This window comes from Marinobacter sp. W-8, assembly GCF_044342215.1.
Classification (GTDB): Bacteria; Pseudomonadota; Gammaproteobacteria; order Pseudomonadales; family Oleiphilaceae; genus Marinobacter; species Marinobacter nauticus.
Window position 1 is genome coordinate 991212 of record NZ_CP172297.1, and the last position, 17398, is coordinate 1008609.

Here is a 17398-nt window from a genome sequence, read left to right on the forward strand (position 1 = left end):
TTAGACAATAATCCGTCACTATTAAATACTTATTGGTGCTTTTTTAAGCAATCTGTCATCCGGTCTGTGATATGTGTACCCTTTTTACAGGTTAAAATGTCGCTTATAGTGACAAGTTTAAGCGTCCAGGCTGTTTTTCATGGAAGTCCCCAAGCAGACACAAAGCCAGAACCCAGCGCAAAAATCGCGCCAGACCCGAACCATCGCCATTACGGGCGGAAAGGGTGGTGTTGGCAAGACCACGGTGGCGCTGAACCTGGCCATTGCCCTGTCCGAGCAGGGCCAGAAGGTGCTTCTGCTGGATGGCGATACCGACCTTGCCAACGTCAGCATTATGGTAGGTGCCTATCCTCAGCGCACCCTTGCCGATGTGGTGGCGGGGCGATGTGCCATGCAGGATATTATCATGACCACATACGGCGGGCTGGATCTGATCCCCGGTGCATCCGGTGTGCAGAGCTGTATGGAGATGTCGGAGCAGGGCGGTCTGGCCGTTCTGCGAGCCCTGCATGAGCTTGAGAACCGCTACGACACTGTTATTATCGATACGGCGTCGGGTTTACAGTCGGTGGGCTTGCATATGATTGCTGCTGCCGAGCTGGCCTGTCTGGTTGTCACGCCTGATCCGGCCTCACTAACCGACGCTTTTTCTCTGATGAAGGTACTCAAACGCCGCGGCTACCGCCGGACTCCGGCAGTGATCGTTAATATGGCGCAGGGGGCCAGTCAGGCGCGCTCTGTGTTTCAGCGTTTTAATGGTGCCTGTCAGCGCCATCTGCAGTGGTCGCTGCATTATCTGGGCGGGCTCTGGCGTGATGAAACTCTGCGTCAGTCAGTGCTGGACCAGATGCCGGTGACGGTGCTGCCGGCTTCGGACCCCTCCTGTCGGCAGTTTCACTCCCTGGCCGAGATGCTGAACGTTCATGTTGGCCGACTGCCCCCAAGAAAGGCGGGGATCGCCGCTTATTGGTACCGGGCCGCCAAACGCGCCACTGAGGCGGACGCAGGTAATGGTCAGAACAGTGGGGCGGATAAAAGCAGCCGGCAGCATTGTCTGGATCTGATCGCACAATTAGAGAAGGCCATGATATCGGTACCCGATGATGTCATGCTCAGATATGAAGCATTTACCCGGCTGTTTGCACTGTTGGGGCGCAGTCCCGATGCCGACACGGTGGAGATCATTCAGACCAGTCTCGCCGCCATGAACTGGGATAAGCTGCCGACTCGCGATCGCGCCAGTCTTGCTCGTCATTTGCGGCATTTGTCAGATGAGTTGGCGCCACCGCCGAGTGACCAGCCCCCCTCTCAGGCGGTTCATCACAGCCTTGAGGGGCCTCTGTATGACCGGGTCAGTTTTGGTGAGCAGGAGCAACTGGTACGCGCCCTGCGGGAAAAACCGGCCAATGTCTCACTAGACGACCTGTTGCGGGCGCTGGCGGGCAAAGACCGAACGGGCTCATGAGGCAGCCGTTTCAGGGTCGATCCATGTGCCTTTTTAATTGTCATTTTATTAGCGTTTTTTGTGTCGTAATTTTGCAGTCTGTCACCGTGCTGTCACGTTCGTTGTGTGAGAATTGACCGATATCGTGGCTCGTGGCCCGCAATATGCAGGCACTCTGACAGGCGGTTGCAACAGGGAATCAGTGACGACGGGGAAAGGGATGTGCCCCGCCCGCACAGTACTGGCCGGTGTCAGATCGGCATTAGTGATCTCAGAGAAGGAGTTCTATCATGGCAATACAGCAGGTACATCACGCTGACACTTCATCATCAAAGGTGCTCGGACAGCTACGCGGCAAGCGGGTTCTGATCACCGGTACCACCGGCTTTCTGGGCAAGGTGGTCCTCGAAAAGCTGATTCGGGCGGTGCCTGATATCGGCGCTATTTACCTGCTGATCCGGGGCAATAAACGGCACCCGGATGCTCGTTCCCGTTTCCTGGAAGAAATTGCCACGTCCTCGGTGTTTGACCGTCTTCGCGAGGCCGATTCAGAGGCATTTGACGCCTTTCTGGAAGAGCGCATTCACTGCGTGACCGGTGAGGTGACCGAAGCGGGTTTCGGGATAGGGCAGGAAGACTATCGCAAACTCGCCACCGAACTGGATGCGGTGATCAACTCCGCCGCGAGCGTGAATTTCCGTGAAGAGCTCGACAAGGCTCTGGCCATCAACACCCTGTGCCTTCGGAATATTGCCGGCATGGTGGATTTGAATCCGAAGCTTGCGGTCCTGCAGGTCTCCACCTGCTATGTCAATGGCATGAACTCGGGGCAGGTCACCGAATCGGTGATCAAGCCGGCAGGCGAGGCCGTGCCGCGTTCCCCGGACGGCTTCTATGAGATAGAAGAGCTTGTTCGCCTGCTTCAGGATAAAATTGAAGACGTTCAGGCCCGTTATTCCGGCAAAGTGCTGGAGAAGAAGCTGGTGGACCTGGGGATTCGGGAAGCCAACCGCTATGGCTGGAGCGATACCTACACCTTTACCAAGTGGCTGGGCGAACAGTTGCTGATGAAGGCGTTAAACGGGCGCACGCTGACCATTCTGCGTCCTTCGATTATCGAAAGTGCCCTGGAGGAACCAGCGCCCGGCTGGATTGAGGGGGTGAAGGTGGCAGATGCCATCATCCTGGCTTACGCACGGGAAAAAGTCACCCTCTTCCCGGGCAAACGCTCCGGTATCATCGATGTGATTCCAGTGGACCTGGTGGCCAACTCCATCATCCTTTCCCTGGCGGAAGCTCTTGGAGAACCCGGTCGACGTCGCATCTATCAATGTTGCAGCGGGGGCGGCAATCCAATCTCCCTGGGTGAGTTCATCGATCATCTCATGGCGGAATCAAAAGCCAATTACGCTGCCTACGATCACCTGTTCTACGGGCAGCCCAGCAAGCCGTTTCTGGCGGTTAACCGGGCGCTGTTTGATTTGGTGATCAGTGGTGTTCGCTTACCGCTCTCCCTGACGGACCGTGTGCTCAAATTACTGGGAAATTCCCGGGACCTGAAAATGCTCAGGAATCTGGATACCACCCAGTCGCTGGCAACCATTTTTGGTTTCTACACCGCGCCGGATTATATCTTCCGGAACGATGAGCTGATGGCGCTGGCGAACCGGATGGGTGAGGTCGATAAAGGGCTGTTCCCGGTGGATGCCCGCCTGATTGACTGGGAGCTCTACCTGCGCAAGATTCACCTGGCCGGGCTCAATCGCTATGCCCTGAAAGAACGAAAGGTGTACAGCCTGAAAACCGCGCGCCAGCGCAAAAAAGCTGCCTGAAAATCTTCTCCGGGGCAGGAAAGCGTTTCTGCTCCGGATTCCTCCTTCTGTTTTGGCCATTTCCTGCGGGCCAACTATCCTTGAGAGAGTTATCTGGTAGTGGCCCGTCACTGCCGTTATCGCTGCATTTCTGAGCAGGTTGCCCCTAATTGCCGGGCATCTTAGGACGTTAGTCTAATTCATTGTGCGGTGGCACACATGTTGAACTACAGGCATCTGTCTTGCGGGCGAAAAACGCCCGACCACCCTGAATTTAAAAACCGACAATGACAACAGACTCAGATCAAGGGGGAGCACAATGACTGACAAGCAGGTATATCCGGTAAATCCGGAGGTCGCCGAGCGCGCACTGGTCAGCAAATCGCAATATGAGGAAATGTATCGCCAGTCCGTAGAGGACCCGAATACCTTCTGGGGCGAGCATGGCAAGCGTATTGACTGGATCAAGCCGTTCACCAAGGTCAAGAACAGTACCTACGATTACAATAACTTGTCCATCAAATGGTTCGAGGACGGTGTCCTGAACGCCTCGGCCAATTGCCTGGACCGTCACCTGGAACAGCGGGGCGATCAGACCGCGATCATCTTTGAGGGGGACGATCCCTCGGTATCCCGGAATGTCACCTACCGGGAGCTCTACGAAGAGACCTGTAAGTTTGCCAACGTGCTCAAGGATCAGGGCGTCAAGAAGGGTGATGTGGTTACCATCTACATGCCCATGATCGTTGAAACTGCCGTTGCCATGCTGGCCTGCGCACGTATTGGTGCGATCCACTCTGTGGTGTTTGGTGGCTTCTCTCCGGAAGCTCTGGCCGCACGGATTGTGAACGGCAAATCCCGTTTCGTGATTACCGCAGATGAAGGTCTGCGTGGTGGCCGTGCCATCCCGCTGAAGAAGAACGTGGATTCCGCCCTCAAGCACGAGGACGACGCCAAGGTCGACAAGGTGATCGTGGTGTCTCGCACCGGTAACGATCAGGTGCCCTGGACCGAAGGCCGCGACCTGCGTTACGAAGACCTGATGAAGAACGCCTCGGCCGAGTGCGAGCCAGAGCCAATGAATGCGGAAGACCCGCTGTTCATGCTGTACACCTCGGGCTCTACCGGCGCGCCAAAAGGCGTTCTGCACACCACCGGTGGCTACATGGTCTATGCCTCCATGACCCACCAGTACGTGTTTGACTATCACGATGGTGATGTTTACTGGTGTACCGCTGACTTCGGTTGGGTAACCGGCCACAGCTACATTCTCTATGGCCCGCTGGCAAACGGCGCCATCACCCTGCTGTTCGAGGGCGTGCCCAACTATCCGGACAGTTCCCGTATGGGGCAGGTGGTCGACAAGCACAAGGTCAACATCCTGTATACTGCACCGACCGCTATCCGCGCATTGATGGCGCAGGGTGAGTCCTGCATGGACGGCACCACCCGCGGCAGCCTGAAACTGCTGGGCTCTGTGGGTGAACCAATCAACCCGGAAGCCTGGGAGTGGTATCACCGCGTAATCGGTAACAGCAAGTGCCCGATCGTAGATACCTGGTGGCAGACTGAAACCGGCGGCATCCTGATTTCTCCGCTGCCTGGCGCGGTGGATCTGAAGCCTGGTTCCGCGACGCTGCCGTTCTTCGGCGTTCAGCCGGCGCTTGTGGATAACGAAGGCAACATCCTGGAAGGCAAGACCGAAGGCAACCTGGTGATCCTCGACAGCTGGCCGGGCCAGATGCGCACCATCTACGGTGATCACGAGCGTTTCGTTCAGACTTACTTCAGCACCTACAAGGGTATGTACTTCACCGGTGACGGTGCCCGTCGGGATGAGGACGGTTACTACTGGATTACCGGTCGGGTGGATGACGTTCTGAACGTCTCTGGCCATCGACTGGGCACTGCGGAAGTTGAGAGTGCGCTGGTTGCTCACGACAAGGTGGCAGAAGCTGCCGTGGTGGGTTACCCGCATGACATCAAGGGGCAGGGCATCTACGTGTACGTAACGCTGGTGCAGGGCGAGGAGCCCAGCGACGAGCTCAAGAAAGAGCTGGTACAGTGGGTGCGTAAGGAAATCGGCCCGATTGCCTCGCCGGATGTGATTCAGTGGGCACCTGGACTGCCCAAGACCCGGTCTGGCAAGATTATGCGCAGGATTTTGCGTAAAATTGCCGCTAACGAGCACGATCAGCTTGGAGATACATCCACTCTGGCTGATCCGGGCGTAGTGGATGAGCTGATCAGCAGTCGGGCGTTCAAGTAACGCCCCGCTGCTGGCACTAACCTGTGAGGAATCTGTTGAATGACACAAACAATTATCGTCGCTGATGATCACCCGCTGTTTCGGGCAGCACTGAAACAGGCGGTCAATCAGGCGGTGCCGGATGCCGAGACGGTGGAGGTCGACAGCATCAAGGCGCTGCAGGCGGCGGTAGAGTCGCATCCGGACGCGGACCTGATCCTGCTGGATCTGAACATGCCGGGTGCCCATGGTTTTTCGGGTCTGGTGTTCATGCGAGGCCAGTACCCGGGTTTGCCTGTGGTGGTTGTGTCCGGTTCAGAAGATCTGCAGGTGATGCGCCGCTCGATTGATTACGGTGCTTCCGGCTTTATTCCCAAATCGGCACCTTTGCCAACCATTACCGAGGCTATACAGGCGGTGCTGGAGGGGGATGTCTGGCTGCCGGAGGGAGTCGCCGACAAGATTGAGCGTATGCAGGCTGAGACCACGGATTTCTCTGAGCGTCTGGCGTCGCTGACACCGCAGCAGTTCCGGGTGTTGGGGATGCTGGCCGAAGGGCTCCTGAACAAGCAGATCGCTTACGATCTGGATGTTTCGGAGGCGACGATCAAAGCTCACATCACGGCGGTGTTCCGCAAGCTTGGGGTTCGTAACCGGACTCAGGCGGTGATCGCCATTCAGCAGATGGAGCTGGATCCTTCGGAGCAGTCGCTTTCGGGGAGTTGAGGTTTTAGCTTTTCAGTTTGTTTCAAAACGGGAGCCTTTGGGCTCCCGTTTTTGTTTTCGGCTTGCTTGTGTTCTGTAGCTCTCGGGGCTGGTGCTGTGCCTCAGGTGGGGAGGCTTTCCCTGGGACCGCTACGAGCACCCGCAAGCGGGTCCAGCCAGCAATCATGGATTGCCGTCGTTCTGCTGCGCATGAAGCTTCGCTTCATAATCGCTTGCCTCACCCATGTGTGCTTCTCTTTGGCCATCCATGGCCAAAGACATCCCAGGGAAAGCCTCCCCACCTGCGTCATCATGCTTTGGTGATTGCTTATCGGGATACGCTTGTTATCCATTTTATGGGCGGGTTCCCTTTCTCGTTCTTTGGCCATTGTTTTATCGGGTTTTCTGTTGTAGTTTTCGGCTAACAAGTGTGCGCTGAAAGTTTGGTGCATGGTGGGTGTGTTCAACAGCAAATGGTGACAGGTAAAAGATGAACGCAGCAGTGAAACCCGAAACAAGTGTGAGTGCTGTCTTCGGAAAACCGGACGAACGGGAACTCCGGGATCGCATGAAAAAGGAACTTCCCGCTGACACGTTCAAGCCGCAGACCTGGCGGGTAATCTGGTTTCTGCCTCTGCAGGCCATTATCTGGGGTGGGCTGGCCGTTATCCTGATGGCGGGTTTGCCGTGGTACGCCAATCTGGGGCTGGCGTTGCTGGTGGGGCACACCATTGGTTGCCAGGCGCTGTTGGCCCATGAGGTGCTGCATGGTGCTCTGGGCATGAGCCGGCGCTGGCAGAATGTGTTTGGTTGGCTGGGATTTGGGCCGTTGTTGGTGCCGCCGGAGTTCTGGCGCAAGTGGCACAATGTCGTGCATCACGGTAACACCAATACCGGCGATACGGACCCGGACAGCTTCGGCACGCTGCGTCGTTACAAGACCAATCCAGGCCAGAAGAAGTTTCACAAGCTGGCTCCGGGTTCGGGTACCTGGTACAGCTATCTGTTCCTGACCTATTCCTTCACCTTCCACGCCCAGCTGGTGCTGTGGATTCAGGCGAAACGCCGCAAGCAGTTCAAGGGGTTTGATCGCCGGAAGGCCATCGCGCAGGTGTTTCTGTGCCTGGGGGGCTGGCTGGCGCTGGCTGCGGTTTCTGGCTCGCTCGCGCTGTTTACGGTGCTGATTCCGTTCATGGTGGCCAACGCGCTGGGTCAGGGCTATATCCTCACCAATCACTTCCTGCGCCCACAGACCGCCACCAATAACCCGCTGGATAACTCGATGAGCCTGCGCAGCCATCCGGTGCTGGACCGCCTGCATTTCCGATTCAGCCACCATATTGAACACCACTTTTTTCCGAAAATGGCCCACAACATGGCGCCGAGGGTTCGCAAGTGGCTGGAGGAAAACGAGCCGGAGCGTTATATGGCCATGCCTCACGGCACCGCGCTCAGGATGCTGTACACCACTCCGAGGGTGTACAAATCCCCGACGGAGTTGGTGGATCCCAATAACGAGGGCCGGGTGTTTGATTTGCTGCCGTTACAATCAGAGTACTCAGCAGCCAATCTGAATTAACTCCCGGCGTAACCAAGCTCCTTGTTCACCAGGTTAAACAGCTCGCCCTGCTTGTGCCACCGATCAAAGTTCTCCAGGAACTGATCGGTGAGCGCCCGCTTCCAGCCGATAAAATCACCGGCCATATGGGCGGTCATGATCACGTTTTCCCGCTGCCAGAGCGGGTGGTCTGAGGGCAGTGGTTCCTCTTCGAAAACATCCAGTCCGGCGCCGGCAATCTCGCCATCGTCGAGTGCCTTGAGCAGGGCTTCGGTATTGACGATCGGGCCGCGGCCGATGTTGATCAGGCGTGCGGTCTTTTTCATGGCGGCAAAGGCTTTGGCATCAAACAGGCCTTCGGTTTGTGGCGTCAACGGCGCCGCAATCACCACGAAGTCTGCGTGTGAGAGCTGCTCATAGAGCTCGTCGTTGCCATGCACCGCCACGAAGTCCGGGTCATCATGCCTCGGGGTACGGGCGATACCGTGGGCGTGCAGGCCGATGGCATTTACCAGCCGGCCAATCTGGCGGCCGATGGAGCCAGCGCCAACCACCAGTACCTGTTTGCCCTCGGCCCGTTCGGTATCTCTGTGTTTCCACTCCTGATTCATCTGCAGCCGGATGGAGCGGGGGAAATCCTTGGCGAACATCAGAATGGTGCAGAGTACGTATTCGGCGATGGTGCGGTCGAAAATGCCGCGGGCGTTGGTGACCACCACATCGCTCTTGATCAGGGCGGGAAACATCAGCGCATCCACCCCCGCGCTGGTGGCGTGAATCCATTGCAGCTTGTCAGCACAGGGCCACGCCGCTTCAAGGGCTTCGGTACGGAAGTCCGTGACCATCATGACATCGGTACCGGGCAGGCTTTCACGCAGGGTGGGTTCGTCGCAGGCGAAGCGTACTTCAGCCCGGGCCTTGACCGCCTCTATACCCGGCGGTGCCGGCTCTCCCGGTGCTGTCAGAACGGTAACGACCGGTTTGCGTGAATCTGTCATGTAACCTCCGGTAATGGTGCACTCAATAACGACTGTCTTACTAGTCTGGTAGGCGGTTGTGGGCTGGTCAACCTGAGGCGGCCGGAACCGGTTTTTCAGGGGTTCGGTTATCCTTTAGTCCCGCTTGCTTGTACCCCCCCTCTTTCCTGACTAACCTGCAAAGGTACGCTTTTATTTACCCTGTCCCCCAGGAGGTGCTTATGGCGGAATCCGCGAACAAGGACACCGGCCAGACCAAGCCGCGTAAAGTGAAGTACCGGAAGACCAAGGCCAGTTGGAACCCTGCCATGCAGGCCATTCCTGTTTCGGGGATTCGTCGCCTGGTGAATATGGCATCTACCATGAAGGATGTGATTCATCTGTCGATCGGCCAGCCAGATCTGCCCACGCCCAAACATGTTATCGACGCCTACATTGATGCGCTCAATGCCGGCCAGACCGGTTACACCATGGATGCCGGCCTGCCGGAGTTGCTGGTTGCACTGCGGGATTACTATGGCAAGCGCTACAACCGCAAGCTCACCCGTGACAACATCCTGGTAACGAGCGGCGCGACTGAGGCCATGTATCTCGCCATTTCGGCCACCTCGGCACCCGGGCGGCAGTTCATCGTGACAGACCCATCGTTTCTGTTGTATGCACCTTTGATCCGGATGACCGGGGGTGAGGTGAAGTTTGTTCCCACGCGGGCCGAGAACAACCACCAGCTGGATCCGGACGATGTGATTCGGGCCATGGGCTCCCGCACCTTTGCGCTGATCCTGAACAACCCGAACAACCCCACCGGGGCGGTGTATCCTCGCAGCACCGTGGAGACCATTCTGGAAGAGTGCGCCTATCGTGGTATCCAGGTATACGCCGATGAAGTCTATGACCACCTGATTTTTGATGACGATGATTTTGCCAGTGTCCTCAATTGCTCCATGGACCTGGACAACATCATGTGCATCAGCAGTTTCTCCAAAACCTACAGTATGGCCGGCCTGCGCGTGGGCTGGGTCATTTCCAGCCAGGCAGCGATCAAATCCCTGCGCCGGTACCATATGTTCACCACCTCAGTGGCCAATACCCCATCCCAGTTTGCCGGCGTGGCGGCGCTGACGGCCGACCAGCAATGCGTTCAGGACATGGTGGATATCTACCGGGAGCGTCGGGACAAGGTTGTCGAGTTGATTGATCAAACCCCTTACCTGACCGGCTACAAGCCCGGTGGTGCCTTTTTCGCCTTCCCGGACTTGCCGCCCCACGTGGATGGTTCGGATCTGGCCTTGCGCATGCTCAAGGAAACCGGTGTCTGCGTGGTGCCGGGGGACGCCTTTGGTGAGCACTGCACCAACGCCTTGCGGTTCAGTTTCTCCACTACCTGCGAGCGTATGGAAGAGGCCTTCGACCGGATCATCCCCTGGATGGCCAAGCAGCAGTTCTGAGGCCTGGCATGTCGGCTCTGGAATCGGTCCTGATTCAATGCCCCTACTGTTGGGAGACGCTGGATGTCAGCGTCGACCCGACCGTGCCTGAGCAGGAATATGTCGAGGACTGTCAGGTGTGCTGCCAGCCCATTGTTCTGACTGTCCAGTTGGAAGAGGGGCGAGTCGTCAGCGTGGATGCCCGCCCCGAGAATGAGTAAGCGCATGACCAATCGTTAATGCCAGTCAGTTGCGGTGCAGGGCGCTCTGGCGCAGGATAAAAGCCGACCAATTTGCAGGGAATCCAATCATGTTGAATCACGCCAAAGCCTGGCTGCTGTCTCTGTTCGTTGTGCTGACGGCTAGCGGCTGCGCAAGCCTTTCGCCCTACGCCATCTCCGAGGGTGAGATTGAGGGTCACCTGAAGGATGTGGTGGCGGAGTTTGATCGAAAACAGCTGCAGAGTGGGTCGCCTCTCAGTCTCAGCCTGGATGACGCTGATATTACCCTTGGGCCTGATGGTCGGGACGTAGCGGTGATCGACCTGCGTGGACAGGTAGCCCTGAATGCGTTGATGGCCAAGTTACCCGTGGACCTCGCTTTGAAAGTGGAGGGCGCGCCGGTATACGACAGCCAGGAGAAAGCTGTGTATATCCGCCGCTTGCAGTTGCTGGAGAGCTCGATTGACTCGCCCTTCTTCAAAGGGGATCTGGCACCCATCACCGACAATGTCATGCGAGCGGTGGCTCAGATGCTGGAAACCATGCCGGTGTATCGTCTGGATGAAACCGATTTCGCCCAGCGCATGTTCGGGATGGTACCGATGGATGTGCGGGTAGCCCCGGGACGACTGGAGTTTGTGATGGCGGATCAGTAAGGCCAGATCCTGCCTTGCGGTGAGTGGAAGCAAAAAAGGCCGGGTGGATGACGTTCCTCCCGGCCTTTCTGCTTGCTGGTACCGGCCTATGGCTCAGGCCGTGGCTTTCAGTGCCTCTTCGAAGATGCCGGTGGCTTCGTCAATCTGGTGCTGGTTGACGATCAGCGGCGGCAGCCAGCGTACTATCTCCTGGTATGGGCCACACCGCAGCATCAGCAGCCCCCGCTTTTCACATTCTTTCAGGATCTTGCCGGCGCGTTCTCCGTCCGGGCAGTCTCCGCGGCGCATCTCCACGCCAACCATCAGGCCTTTGCCCCGGACATCTGCCATTTCCGGGTAGTCCTTTTTCAAACTGTGCAGGTTGTCCCACAGGCGTTTGCCCATCGCATCGGCGTTCTGCACCAGGCCCTCTTCCTGAATCACGTCGATGGTTGCTATGGCGGCAGCCGCCGCTACAGCGTTGCCGCCATAGGTGCCGCCCTGAGAACCCGGCCAGCCCTTGGCCATGGTTTCTTCTGAAGCCGCCAGAGCAGAAATGGGGAAGCCGCTGGCCAGGCCTTTGGCGATCATGATGGCGTCGGGTGTTACCCCGAAGTGTTCGTGGGCCCAGAACTTGCCGCTGCGGCCGAACCCGGCCTGTACTTCGTCAAACACCAGCATGATGCCGTGCTTGTCGCAGCGCTCCCGCAACCCCTGCATAAAACGAGCGTTGGCCGGCACATAGCCACCCTCTCCCTGAACCGGCTCAATCAGCATGGCCGCGGTTTCCTTGGGGGCGGAATAGGTCACGAAGATGCGATCCAACTCTCTCAGGCAGAAGTCCGTGGCCTCATCCAGGCTCCAGCCGTAATGGAAGGCATGAGGGAATGGCGCGACGACCACGCCCCCCATCATCGGGCTGACGCCGGCTCGCAGGCCCACGCTGGAGGTGGTCATGGACAGTGAGCCCATGGTGCGACCATGAAAGCCGCCATGGAATACGATCACATTGGGGCGGCCGGTGGCCTGGCGCACCAGGCGGATGGCACCTTCGGCAACTTCGGTGCCAGCATTGGAAAAGAAGAAGGCATTCAGCGGGTCAGGGGTCACGGCGCCGAGTTTTTCTGCCAGTTCAGGTAGTCTCGGGTTCATGACTGTGGTGGCCTGGGCATGGATCATGGTGGCTACCTGTTTCTGGGCGGCTTCCACCACTTTCGGGTGACAGTGCCCGGTACTGGTGACACCAATGCCGGATGTAAAGTCCAGGTAACGGCGACCTTCAGGGTCAATGATATAGGCACCTTCGCCTTTGGCAGCGGTGATGCCAGTAGCCTGCTTGAGCAGGGGGGACAGTTTGCCTTTGTGGTCGGTCATGGACACCTCCCGAAGTGAATGGAATACCTCTTTTGCAGCCTAGTCAGGCCCCAAGGCGTTTACAAATAGCATCCCCGATTTCCCGGGTGCTGCGTTGTTCAGAGCCTTTCTCTGCGAGATCCGCGGCCACCGCATCGAACAGTTCCTGCCCGGCCTGGGCCAGCAACGGATCTTTTCGGCCTAGCCAGTCCAGCATGCGGGCGGTGGTAAACAGCATGGCGGTTGGATCAGCGATGCCCTGGCCGGCGATATCCGGCGCGCTACCGTGGGTCGGTTCAAACATGGAGGGCATGTCCGGGTCGGTCGGGTTCAGGTTGCAGGACGGAGCTACCCCCATGCCCCCCGAGATCACGGCGGCCAGATCGGTCAGAATATCGCCCTGGAGGTTGCTGGCTACGACTACGTCAAAGGCCCAGGGGCTGGAGACAAATTTCATGCAGGCGGCATCCACCAGTTCGTGATGGGTGGCTACATCCGGGAATTCCCGGCTGATTTCCTCAAACACTTCGGTATACATGTCACCCCAGTAGCGCAGGGCATTGCGCTTGGTGATCAGGCATACCTGGCTTTCGCAGGTCTTGCCATCCAGGGTCCGGAAGCTGCGGGTGCGGCCTTGCTGAATACGTTCTCCGGCCCGTTTACGAGCCTGTTCAAAGCCGTACCGTATAATGCGCTCAGTGGCCCGGCGGGTGAACACCTCCATCTGGGTGGCCACTTCGTCGGGCGATCCCGGGCGCAGCCGGCCACCCTGACTGACGTACTCACCCTCGCTGTTCTCGCGAATCACCAGCATATCGATGTCCTTGGCGCGGTCATCTTTCAGGTACTGGCGAGCGCCGGGGAGCAGTCGTGCCGGGCGTTCACACACCCACTGGTCAAAGCCTTTTCGCATGTCCAGCAGGGGCGCGAGCGAAATGCTGTCCGGTAACAGATAGCGCTCCGGGTCGTGCATGGGGCCCGGATCTCCCAGCGCGCCCAGCAATATGGCGTCGTAGGCCTTGAGCTGCTCAAGGGCATCTGCGGGCCAGGATTCGCCGTGTTCTTCATGCCAGGCGTGAGAAGGCCATGGAAAACGGGTCCATTCCAGTGGCAGGCTGTGCCTGGATCGCAGTGTCTCCAGGCAGCGCACGGCTTCCGCGACCACTTCCGGGCCGATACCATCTCCGGGTGTTACTGCAATACGGGTGGTCTGGGCCATCCATGAACCTCCTTGCAAGAGCGACTTGACTGATTAAATACACCAAAACCAGTGTAGACCCGCAGCCGGCAGATGCCACCCGACTATGGGTGGTATAACGAGTTTTCGTTTTACCCGATTGCGGATGGTGTCTATAGTTGAATGTGATTGATTCTTTTACAGTTCCACCCGAATTCATTTCGAGCGAGCCGCTCTGGAGCTTCTGTGGATAGACCCTCTGTTCTTTTTGATGAATCCCATTGCGACGAGTGCGCCTGTGGTAATGGCCTGGATTTTTCGTTCAGCTTTGCCTTCCAGCCTATTGTTGATGCCACCAATAAAACGGTGTTTGCATACGAGGCGCTGGTGCGCGGAACCGAAGGGCAAGGGGCCATGACTGTGCTGGATAAGGTGAATAGCCAGAACCAGTACGCGTTCGACCAGATATGCCGGGTCAAGGCGGTGAAGCTGGCGTCGCGGCTTGATATGAAGGCCATGTTGAGCATCAACTTCATGCCCAACGCGGTCTATCAGGCAGAATATTGCATTCGCACCACGCTGGCGGCCGCCAAGACCTATGATTTCGACACCCGGAAGATCATCTTCGAGGTGGTAGAGGGTGAGGAGATGACCTCGGTTGATCACCTAACCTCCATCATCGAGGCCTACAAGAGCATGGGGTTCAGCACCGCCATTGATGATTTCGGTGCCGGTTACTCCCGCTACAACCTGATGATCTCGAGCCCGCCGGATTTGCTGAAGCTGGATATGGGGCTGGTTCGCAACATTCATGCGGAACCCAACAAGCAGGCAGTGGTCTCAGGTATCATCACCATGATGCGCCAGCTTGGCGGCCGAATTGTGGCGGAGGGCGTGGAAACGCCGGAAGAATACTTCTGGTTTCGTTCTCAAGGGATTGCCCTTTACCAGGGCTACCTGTTCGCCAAACCGGGATTCGAATGTCTGCCGGAGCCGGTGTTTCCCGACTGATTGACTCTTAACAGGATGTTTCCGTGCTCTATCGCCTGATTACCCTGATTGGCGGCCTGGTCTTTGTGGCTGCCTTGTTTGCCCTGGTCTGGTTCTTCTGCAAGAAGTTTCTGGAACATCATGGCGTGACCGACCAGACCTCGGACCGCGCGACTGTACTGGCTACCTGGACCTTTGCCGGAATCGCCATCGGACTGGTGTTTGCCGTCGTGGGCGCGTTCGTGCTTGGCCCATGGGCGTTCTATCGCACCCTGCGCGGTCATGGTGTCGATATTGCCGATGGCGCGGCCATCTGGTGGGGCTTCGGTATCGTGGCGGTATCTCTGGCGATTACTGCGGCTGGCTTCTTCGGCTTTCTGATGCTGGTCGGAGCCTATTGAGCCTTTTGCAGGTTGCGCAGCAAGTCCCGAAACCACACCAGCGCCGGTTCCTGTTCATAGGCCTTGTGCCAATACAGATGCACATCAATCGACGGCATCTCCACCGGCGGCGCCAGCACTTCGATGTCGGTGTTCTGGGCAATGATCCGGGCGTAGGTTTCCGGCATCGTCAGTAACAGGTCTGAGCTCTCCACCACCCGGCAGGCCGCGTAGTAGTGCTGGCAGCGTAGGCGAATAGTGCGCTGGGCGCCGTGGCGGGAGAGCTCGAAATCCTCAATACCCGGGCCCTCGGCTCGTGACGACACCAGAATGTGCCGGGCCTCCAGATAGCTGGCCATATCCAGCCCTTGCGCGATAACCGGGTGACCCTTTCGCGCCAAGACCACCAGTCGGTCCTGCCTCAGCAGTTCATGGCTGGTCTGGTTGCTCACCGGCAGTAACACATCAATGGCAAAGTCCAGCTTGCCTGCGGCCAGTTGCGTTTCCATGTCTCGTCTTGCCACCCGTTGACTCTGCACCTCCATGTCCGGATAGGGCGCGAGTTTTGAAATCAGTTGAGGCAGAAAGGTGGATTCCAGAACATCCCGAAGGCCGAGAGCGTAGGTTTTACGCTGGCTGGCGGGGTCGAAGGCGTGAAACTGATTCACTGCACTCTGGATCTGGTTCAGCCCCGGGCGCATGGATTCCAGAAACCGTCGGGCCAGGGGGGTGGGCACCATCTGGTTACCCTGGCGGGTAAACAGCGGATCATTGAAATGATCCCGAAGCCGGGCCAGGGAATGGCTGATGGCCGGCTGGGTCAGGTGCAGGGCTTTGGCGGCCCGGGTCAGGCTGCCTTCCCGGTAGATAGTGTCGAAAACATGCAACAGGTTCAGGTCCAGTCGATTCAGGGCCATGATGGGTGTCCGTGTTCTGAATAAGTATGGTTAATGATAAATGATAAGAACAATTCAGTCGCGTAATAATGCATTGGCTCCTAGACTGTCTGCCATCTGACTGAAAGTGCGCCGCAAGGGCGCGGGCAAGCACGAGGAGCTGCACCATGGATTTCAACATTTCCGAGAAAGGCCAGGATTACCTCAAGCGCGTGAAACAGTTCATGCGTGACGAGATCTTTTCCATTGAGGAGCAGTATCACAAGGAGCTTGCCTCTCAGGATAACCGCTGGGTGGTGCTGCCGATCATCAAAGAACTGAAAGAAAAAGCCAAGGCCCAGGGCCTGTGGAACATGTTCTTCCCGGACGACAAGTACGGCTGTGGCCTGCTCAACTCCGACTACGCCCTGATTGCCGAAGAAACCGGCCGCAGCTTCATCGCCCCGGAAATCTTCAACTGCAACGCGCCGGACACCGGCAACATGGAAGTGCTGATCCACTACGGCTCCGAAGAACAGAAAGCCGAATGGCTGCCGAAACTGCTGAGTGGCGAAATCCGCTCCGCCTTCTGCATGACCGAACCGGCCGTTGCCTCTTCCGATGCCACCAACATGGAAGCCACCGCCACCGTGGAAGGTGGCGAAGTGGTGCTCAACGGCCGCAAATGGTGGAGCACCGGCATTGGCCACCCGGACTGCAAAGTCGGCATCTTCATGGGTGTAACCGACCCGGACGCCCAGAAGCACCGCCGCCACTCCATGGTGCTGGTTCCGCTGGATGCCCCGGGCATCACCATCGAGCGCATGCTGCCGGTCTTTGGTGCCTACGACGAGCCCTACGGCCACGGCCAGGTGTTGTTCGACAACGTACGTTTGCCCAAAAGCGCCATCATCGCCGGCCCGGGCCGCGGCTTCGAAATCGCCCAGGGCCGTTTGGGGCCCGGCCGCGTGCACCACTGCATGCGCGCCATCGGGGCTGCCGAGCGCGCTCTTGAGATCATGATCAAGCGCGCCATGACCCGCGAAGCTTTCGGCCGGCCAATCGCCAAGCTGGGTGGCAATCCGGACATCATCGCCAATGCCCGGATGAACATCGAACAGGCACGGTTGCTGACCCTGAAATGTGCCTGGGCCCTGGATACCAAGGGCATTATGGGCGCGTTGCAGGAAGTGTCCATGATCAAGGCGGTGGTGCCGAAGATGCTTCAGCGGATAGTGGATGACGCGATTCAGATTCACGGCGGGGCTGGTGTCAGCGACGACGATTTCCCGCTGACGGCGTTGTTCGGCTACGCTCGGGTTCTGAGGTTGGCCGATGGCCCGGATGAAGTTCATCGGGCTATGGTGGCGCGGTTGGAGCTTCGGAAGTACAAGTCCTGAGTCGGGCGTTGGAGTTTTACTCCTCTAGCCTCTGAGTGCGGAGGTGGGCGCCGGTGGCCCGGGGGTTCTGAAAAGCGCTCCTGGCGGCACATCCATGTGGCGCTTGTGTTCCGCCATCCATGGCTCCACAAATTTTCAGAACCCCCGGCCCACCGGCTCCTGCGTGCTCAGGAGAGGGCTGTCAGAACAGCATGCTC

15 protein-coding genes are annotated in these 17398 nt (G+C 58.0%); 11 read left to right on the plus strand and 4 right to left on the minus strand.

The window, feature by feature from the left end:
- The first annotated feature begins 139 nt into the window (after positions 1 to 139).
- The 5 genes from ACF8YQ_RS04550 to ACF8YQ_RS04570 all read left to right on the plus strand — a co-directional run bounded on the left by ACF8YQ_RS04550 (position 140) and on the right by ACF8YQ_RS04570 (position 7787).
- Entirely contained in the window at positions 140 to 1465 is a 1326-nt protein-coding gene (locus tag ACF8YQ_RS04550; protein WP_113879894.1) for an AAA family ATPase, read from the plus strand.
- Positions 1466 to 1734: 269 nt separating this feature from the next.
- Positions 1735 to 3276: a fatty acyl-CoA reductase gene (locus tag ACF8YQ_RS04555; RefSeq protein ID WP_396622704.1), complete on the plus strand. Its 1542-nt coding sequence runs from the start codon at positions 1735 to 1737 to the stop codon at positions 3274 to 3276.
- Between the two features lie 298 nt (positions 3277 to 3574).
- A complete protein-coding gene (gene acs / locus ACF8YQ_RS04560) occupies positions 3575 to 5524 on the plus strand; it encodes an acetate--CoA ligase (protein WP_396622705.1) in 1950 nt (649 codons plus the stop codon).
- 39 nt (positions 5525 to 5563) lie between these two features.
- A complete protein-coding gene (locus tag ACF8YQ_RS04565) occupies positions 5564 to 6229 on the plus strand; it encodes a response regulator transcription factor (RefSeq protein ID WP_011785685.1) in 666 nt (221 codons plus the stop codon).
- Between the two features lie 499 nt (positions 6230 to 6728).
- Positions 6729 to 7787, plus strand: a complete 1059-nt coding sequence (locus tag ACF8YQ_RS04570; protein WP_396622706.1) for a fatty acid desaturase family protein — start codon at positions 6729 to 6731, stop codon at positions 7785 to 7787.
- Here the strand turns inward: ACF8YQ_RS04570 and ACF8YQ_RS04575 are convergent.
- The gene (locus ACF8YQ_RS04575) at positions 7784 to 8764 is read right to left on the minus strand and encodes a D-2-hydroxyacid dehydrogenase (protein WP_228224901.1); all 981 of its coding nucleotides are present in this window, start codon (positions 8762 to 8764) and stop codon (positions 7784 to 7786) included. The two genes, ACF8YQ_RS04570 and ACF8YQ_RS04575, sit on opposite strands and share 4 nt — an antisense overlap.
- Before the next feature lie 200 nt (positions 8765 to 8964).
- Here ACF8YQ_RS04575 and ACF8YQ_RS04580 point away from each other — a divergent pair, with 200 nt between their 5' ends.
- The 3 genes from ACF8YQ_RS04580 to ACF8YQ_RS04590 all read left to right on the plus strand — a co-directional run bounded on the left by ACF8YQ_RS04580 (position 8965) and on the right by ACF8YQ_RS04590 (position 11047).
- Positions 8965 to 10191 carry a pyridoxal phosphate-dependent aminotransferase gene (locus tag ACF8YQ_RS04580; RefSeq protein ID WP_011785682.1) on the plus strand — a complete coding sequence of 409 codons (1227 nt, stop codon included), beginning with the start codon at positions 8965 to 8967 and terminating at the stop codon, positions 10189 to 10191.
- Between the two features lie 8 nt (positions 10192 to 10199).
- On the plus strand, positions 10200 to 10391 hold the full coding sequence (locus tag ACF8YQ_RS04585; protein ID WP_011785681.1) for a CPXCG motif-containing cysteine-rich protein: 192 nt from the start codon (positions 10200 to 10202) through the stop codon (positions 10389 to 10391).
- 89 nt (positions 10392 to 10480) lie between these two features.
- On the plus strand, positions 10481 to 11047 hold the full coding sequence (locus tag ACF8YQ_RS04590; protein ID WP_011785680.1) for a DUF1439 domain-containing protein: 567 nt from the start codon (positions 10481 to 10483) through the stop codon (positions 11045 to 11047).
- A 93-nt stretch (positions 11048 to 11140) separates the two neighbouring features.
- On the opposite strand, the gene ACF8YQ_RS04595 is transcribed toward ACF8YQ_RS04590, so the two are convergent.
- Together ACF8YQ_RS04595 and ACF8YQ_RS04600 are read right to left on the minus strand one after the other, a co-directional pair.
- Entirely contained in the window at positions 11141 to 12400 is a 1260-nt protein-coding gene (locus tag ACF8YQ_RS04595) for an aspartate aminotransferase family protein (RefSeq protein ID WP_121208449.1), read from the minus strand.
- 43 nt (positions 12401 to 12443) lie between these two features.
- Entirely contained in the window at positions 12444 to 13598 is a 1155-nt protein-coding gene (locus ACF8YQ_RS04600) for an isocitrate/isopropylmalate dehydrogenase family protein (RefSeq protein WP_014420795.1), read from the minus strand.
- Between the two features lie 204 nt (positions 13599 to 13802).
- Between ACF8YQ_RS04600 and ACF8YQ_RS04605 the strand changes: the two genes are divergently transcribed.
- Together ACF8YQ_RS04605 and ACF8YQ_RS04610 are read left to right on the plus strand one after the other, a co-directional pair.
- Positions 13803 to 14567 carry an EAL domain-containing protein gene (locus tag ACF8YQ_RS04605; RefSeq protein ID WP_014420796.1) on the plus strand — a complete coding sequence of 255 codons (765 nt, stop codon included), beginning with the start codon at positions 13803 to 13805 and terminating at the stop codon, positions 14565 to 14567.
- A gap of 23 nt (positions 14568 to 14590) precedes the next feature.
- Complete coding sequence (locus tag ACF8YQ_RS04610; RefSeq protein WP_014420797.1) at positions 14591 to 14947, plus strand: hypothetical protein; 357 nt, start codon at positions 14591 to 14593, stop codon at positions 14945 to 14947.
- On the opposite strand, the gene ACF8YQ_RS04615 is transcribed toward ACF8YQ_RS04610, so the two are convergent.
- Positions 14941 to 15843: a LysR family transcriptional regulator gene (locus ACF8YQ_RS04615; protein WP_226611249.1), complete on the minus strand. Its 903-nt coding sequence runs from the start codon at positions 15841 to 15843 to the stop codon at positions 14941 to 14943. The genes ACF8YQ_RS04610 and ACF8YQ_RS04615 overlap by 7 nt on opposite strands.
- A gap of 146 nt (positions 15844 to 15989) precedes the next feature.
- Here ACF8YQ_RS04615 and ACF8YQ_RS04620 point away from each other — a divergent pair, with 146 nt between their 5' ends.
- Positions 15990 to 17201: an acyl-CoA dehydrogenase family protein gene (locus tag ACF8YQ_RS04620; RefSeq protein ID WP_396622707.1), complete on the plus strand. Its 1212-nt coding sequence runs from the start codon at positions 15990 to 15992 to the stop codon at positions 17199 to 17201.
- The last annotated feature ends 197 nt before the right edge of the window (positions 17202 to 17398 follow it).

Excerpts from the sequence above, each read along its gene's own strand:
- ACF8YQ_RS04550 (WP_113879894.1), top strand. The coding sequence starts at position 140 with ATGGAAGTCCCCAAGCAGACACAAAGCCAGAACCCAGCGCAAAAATCG.
- ACF8YQ_RS04555 (WP_396622704.1), top strand. The coding sequence starts at position 1,735 with ATGGCAATACAGCAGGTACATCACGCTGACACTTCATCATCAAAGGTG.
- acs (WP_396622705.1), top strand. The coding sequence starts at position 3,575 with ATGACTGACAAGCAGGTATATCCGGTAAATCCGGAGGTCGCCGAGCGC.
- ACF8YQ_RS04565 (WP_011785685.1), top strand. The coding sequence starts at position 5,564 with ATGACACAAACAATTATCGTCGCTGATGATCACCCGCTGTTTCGGGCA.
- ACF8YQ_RS04575 (WP_228224901.1), bottom strand. The coding sequence starts at position 8,764 with ATGACAGATTCACGCAAACCGGTCGTTACCGTTCTGACAGCACCGGGA.
- ACF8YQ_RS04580 (WP_011785682.1), top strand. The coding sequence starts at position 8,965 with ATGGCGGAATCCGCGAACAAGGACACCGGCCAGACCAAGCCGCGTAAA.
- ACF8YQ_RS04585 (WP_011785681.1), top strand. The coding sequence starts at position 10,200 with ATGTCGGCTCTGGAATCGGTCCTGATTCAATGCCCCTACTGTTGGGAG.
- ACF8YQ_RS04590 (WP_011785680.1), top strand. The coding sequence starts at position 10,481 with ATGTTGAATCACGCCAAAGCCTGGCTGCTGTCTCTGTTCGTTGTGCTG.
- ACF8YQ_RS04595 (WP_121208449.1), bottom strand. The coding sequence starts at position 12,400 with ATGACCGACCACAAAGGCAAACTGTCCCCCCTGCTCAAGCAGGCTACT.
- ACF8YQ_RS04600 (WP_014420795.1), bottom strand. The coding sequence starts at position 13,598 with ATGGCCCAGACCACCCGTATTGCAGTAACACCCGGAGATGGTATCGGC.
- ACF8YQ_RS04615 (WP_226611249.1), bottom strand. The coding sequence starts at position 15,843 with ATGGCCCTGAATCGACTGGACCTGAACCTGTTGCATGTTTTCGACACT.
- ACF8YQ_RS04620 (WP_396622707.1), top strand. The coding sequence starts at position 15,990 with ATGGATTTCAACATTTCCGAGAAAGGCCAGGATTACCTCAAGCGCGTG.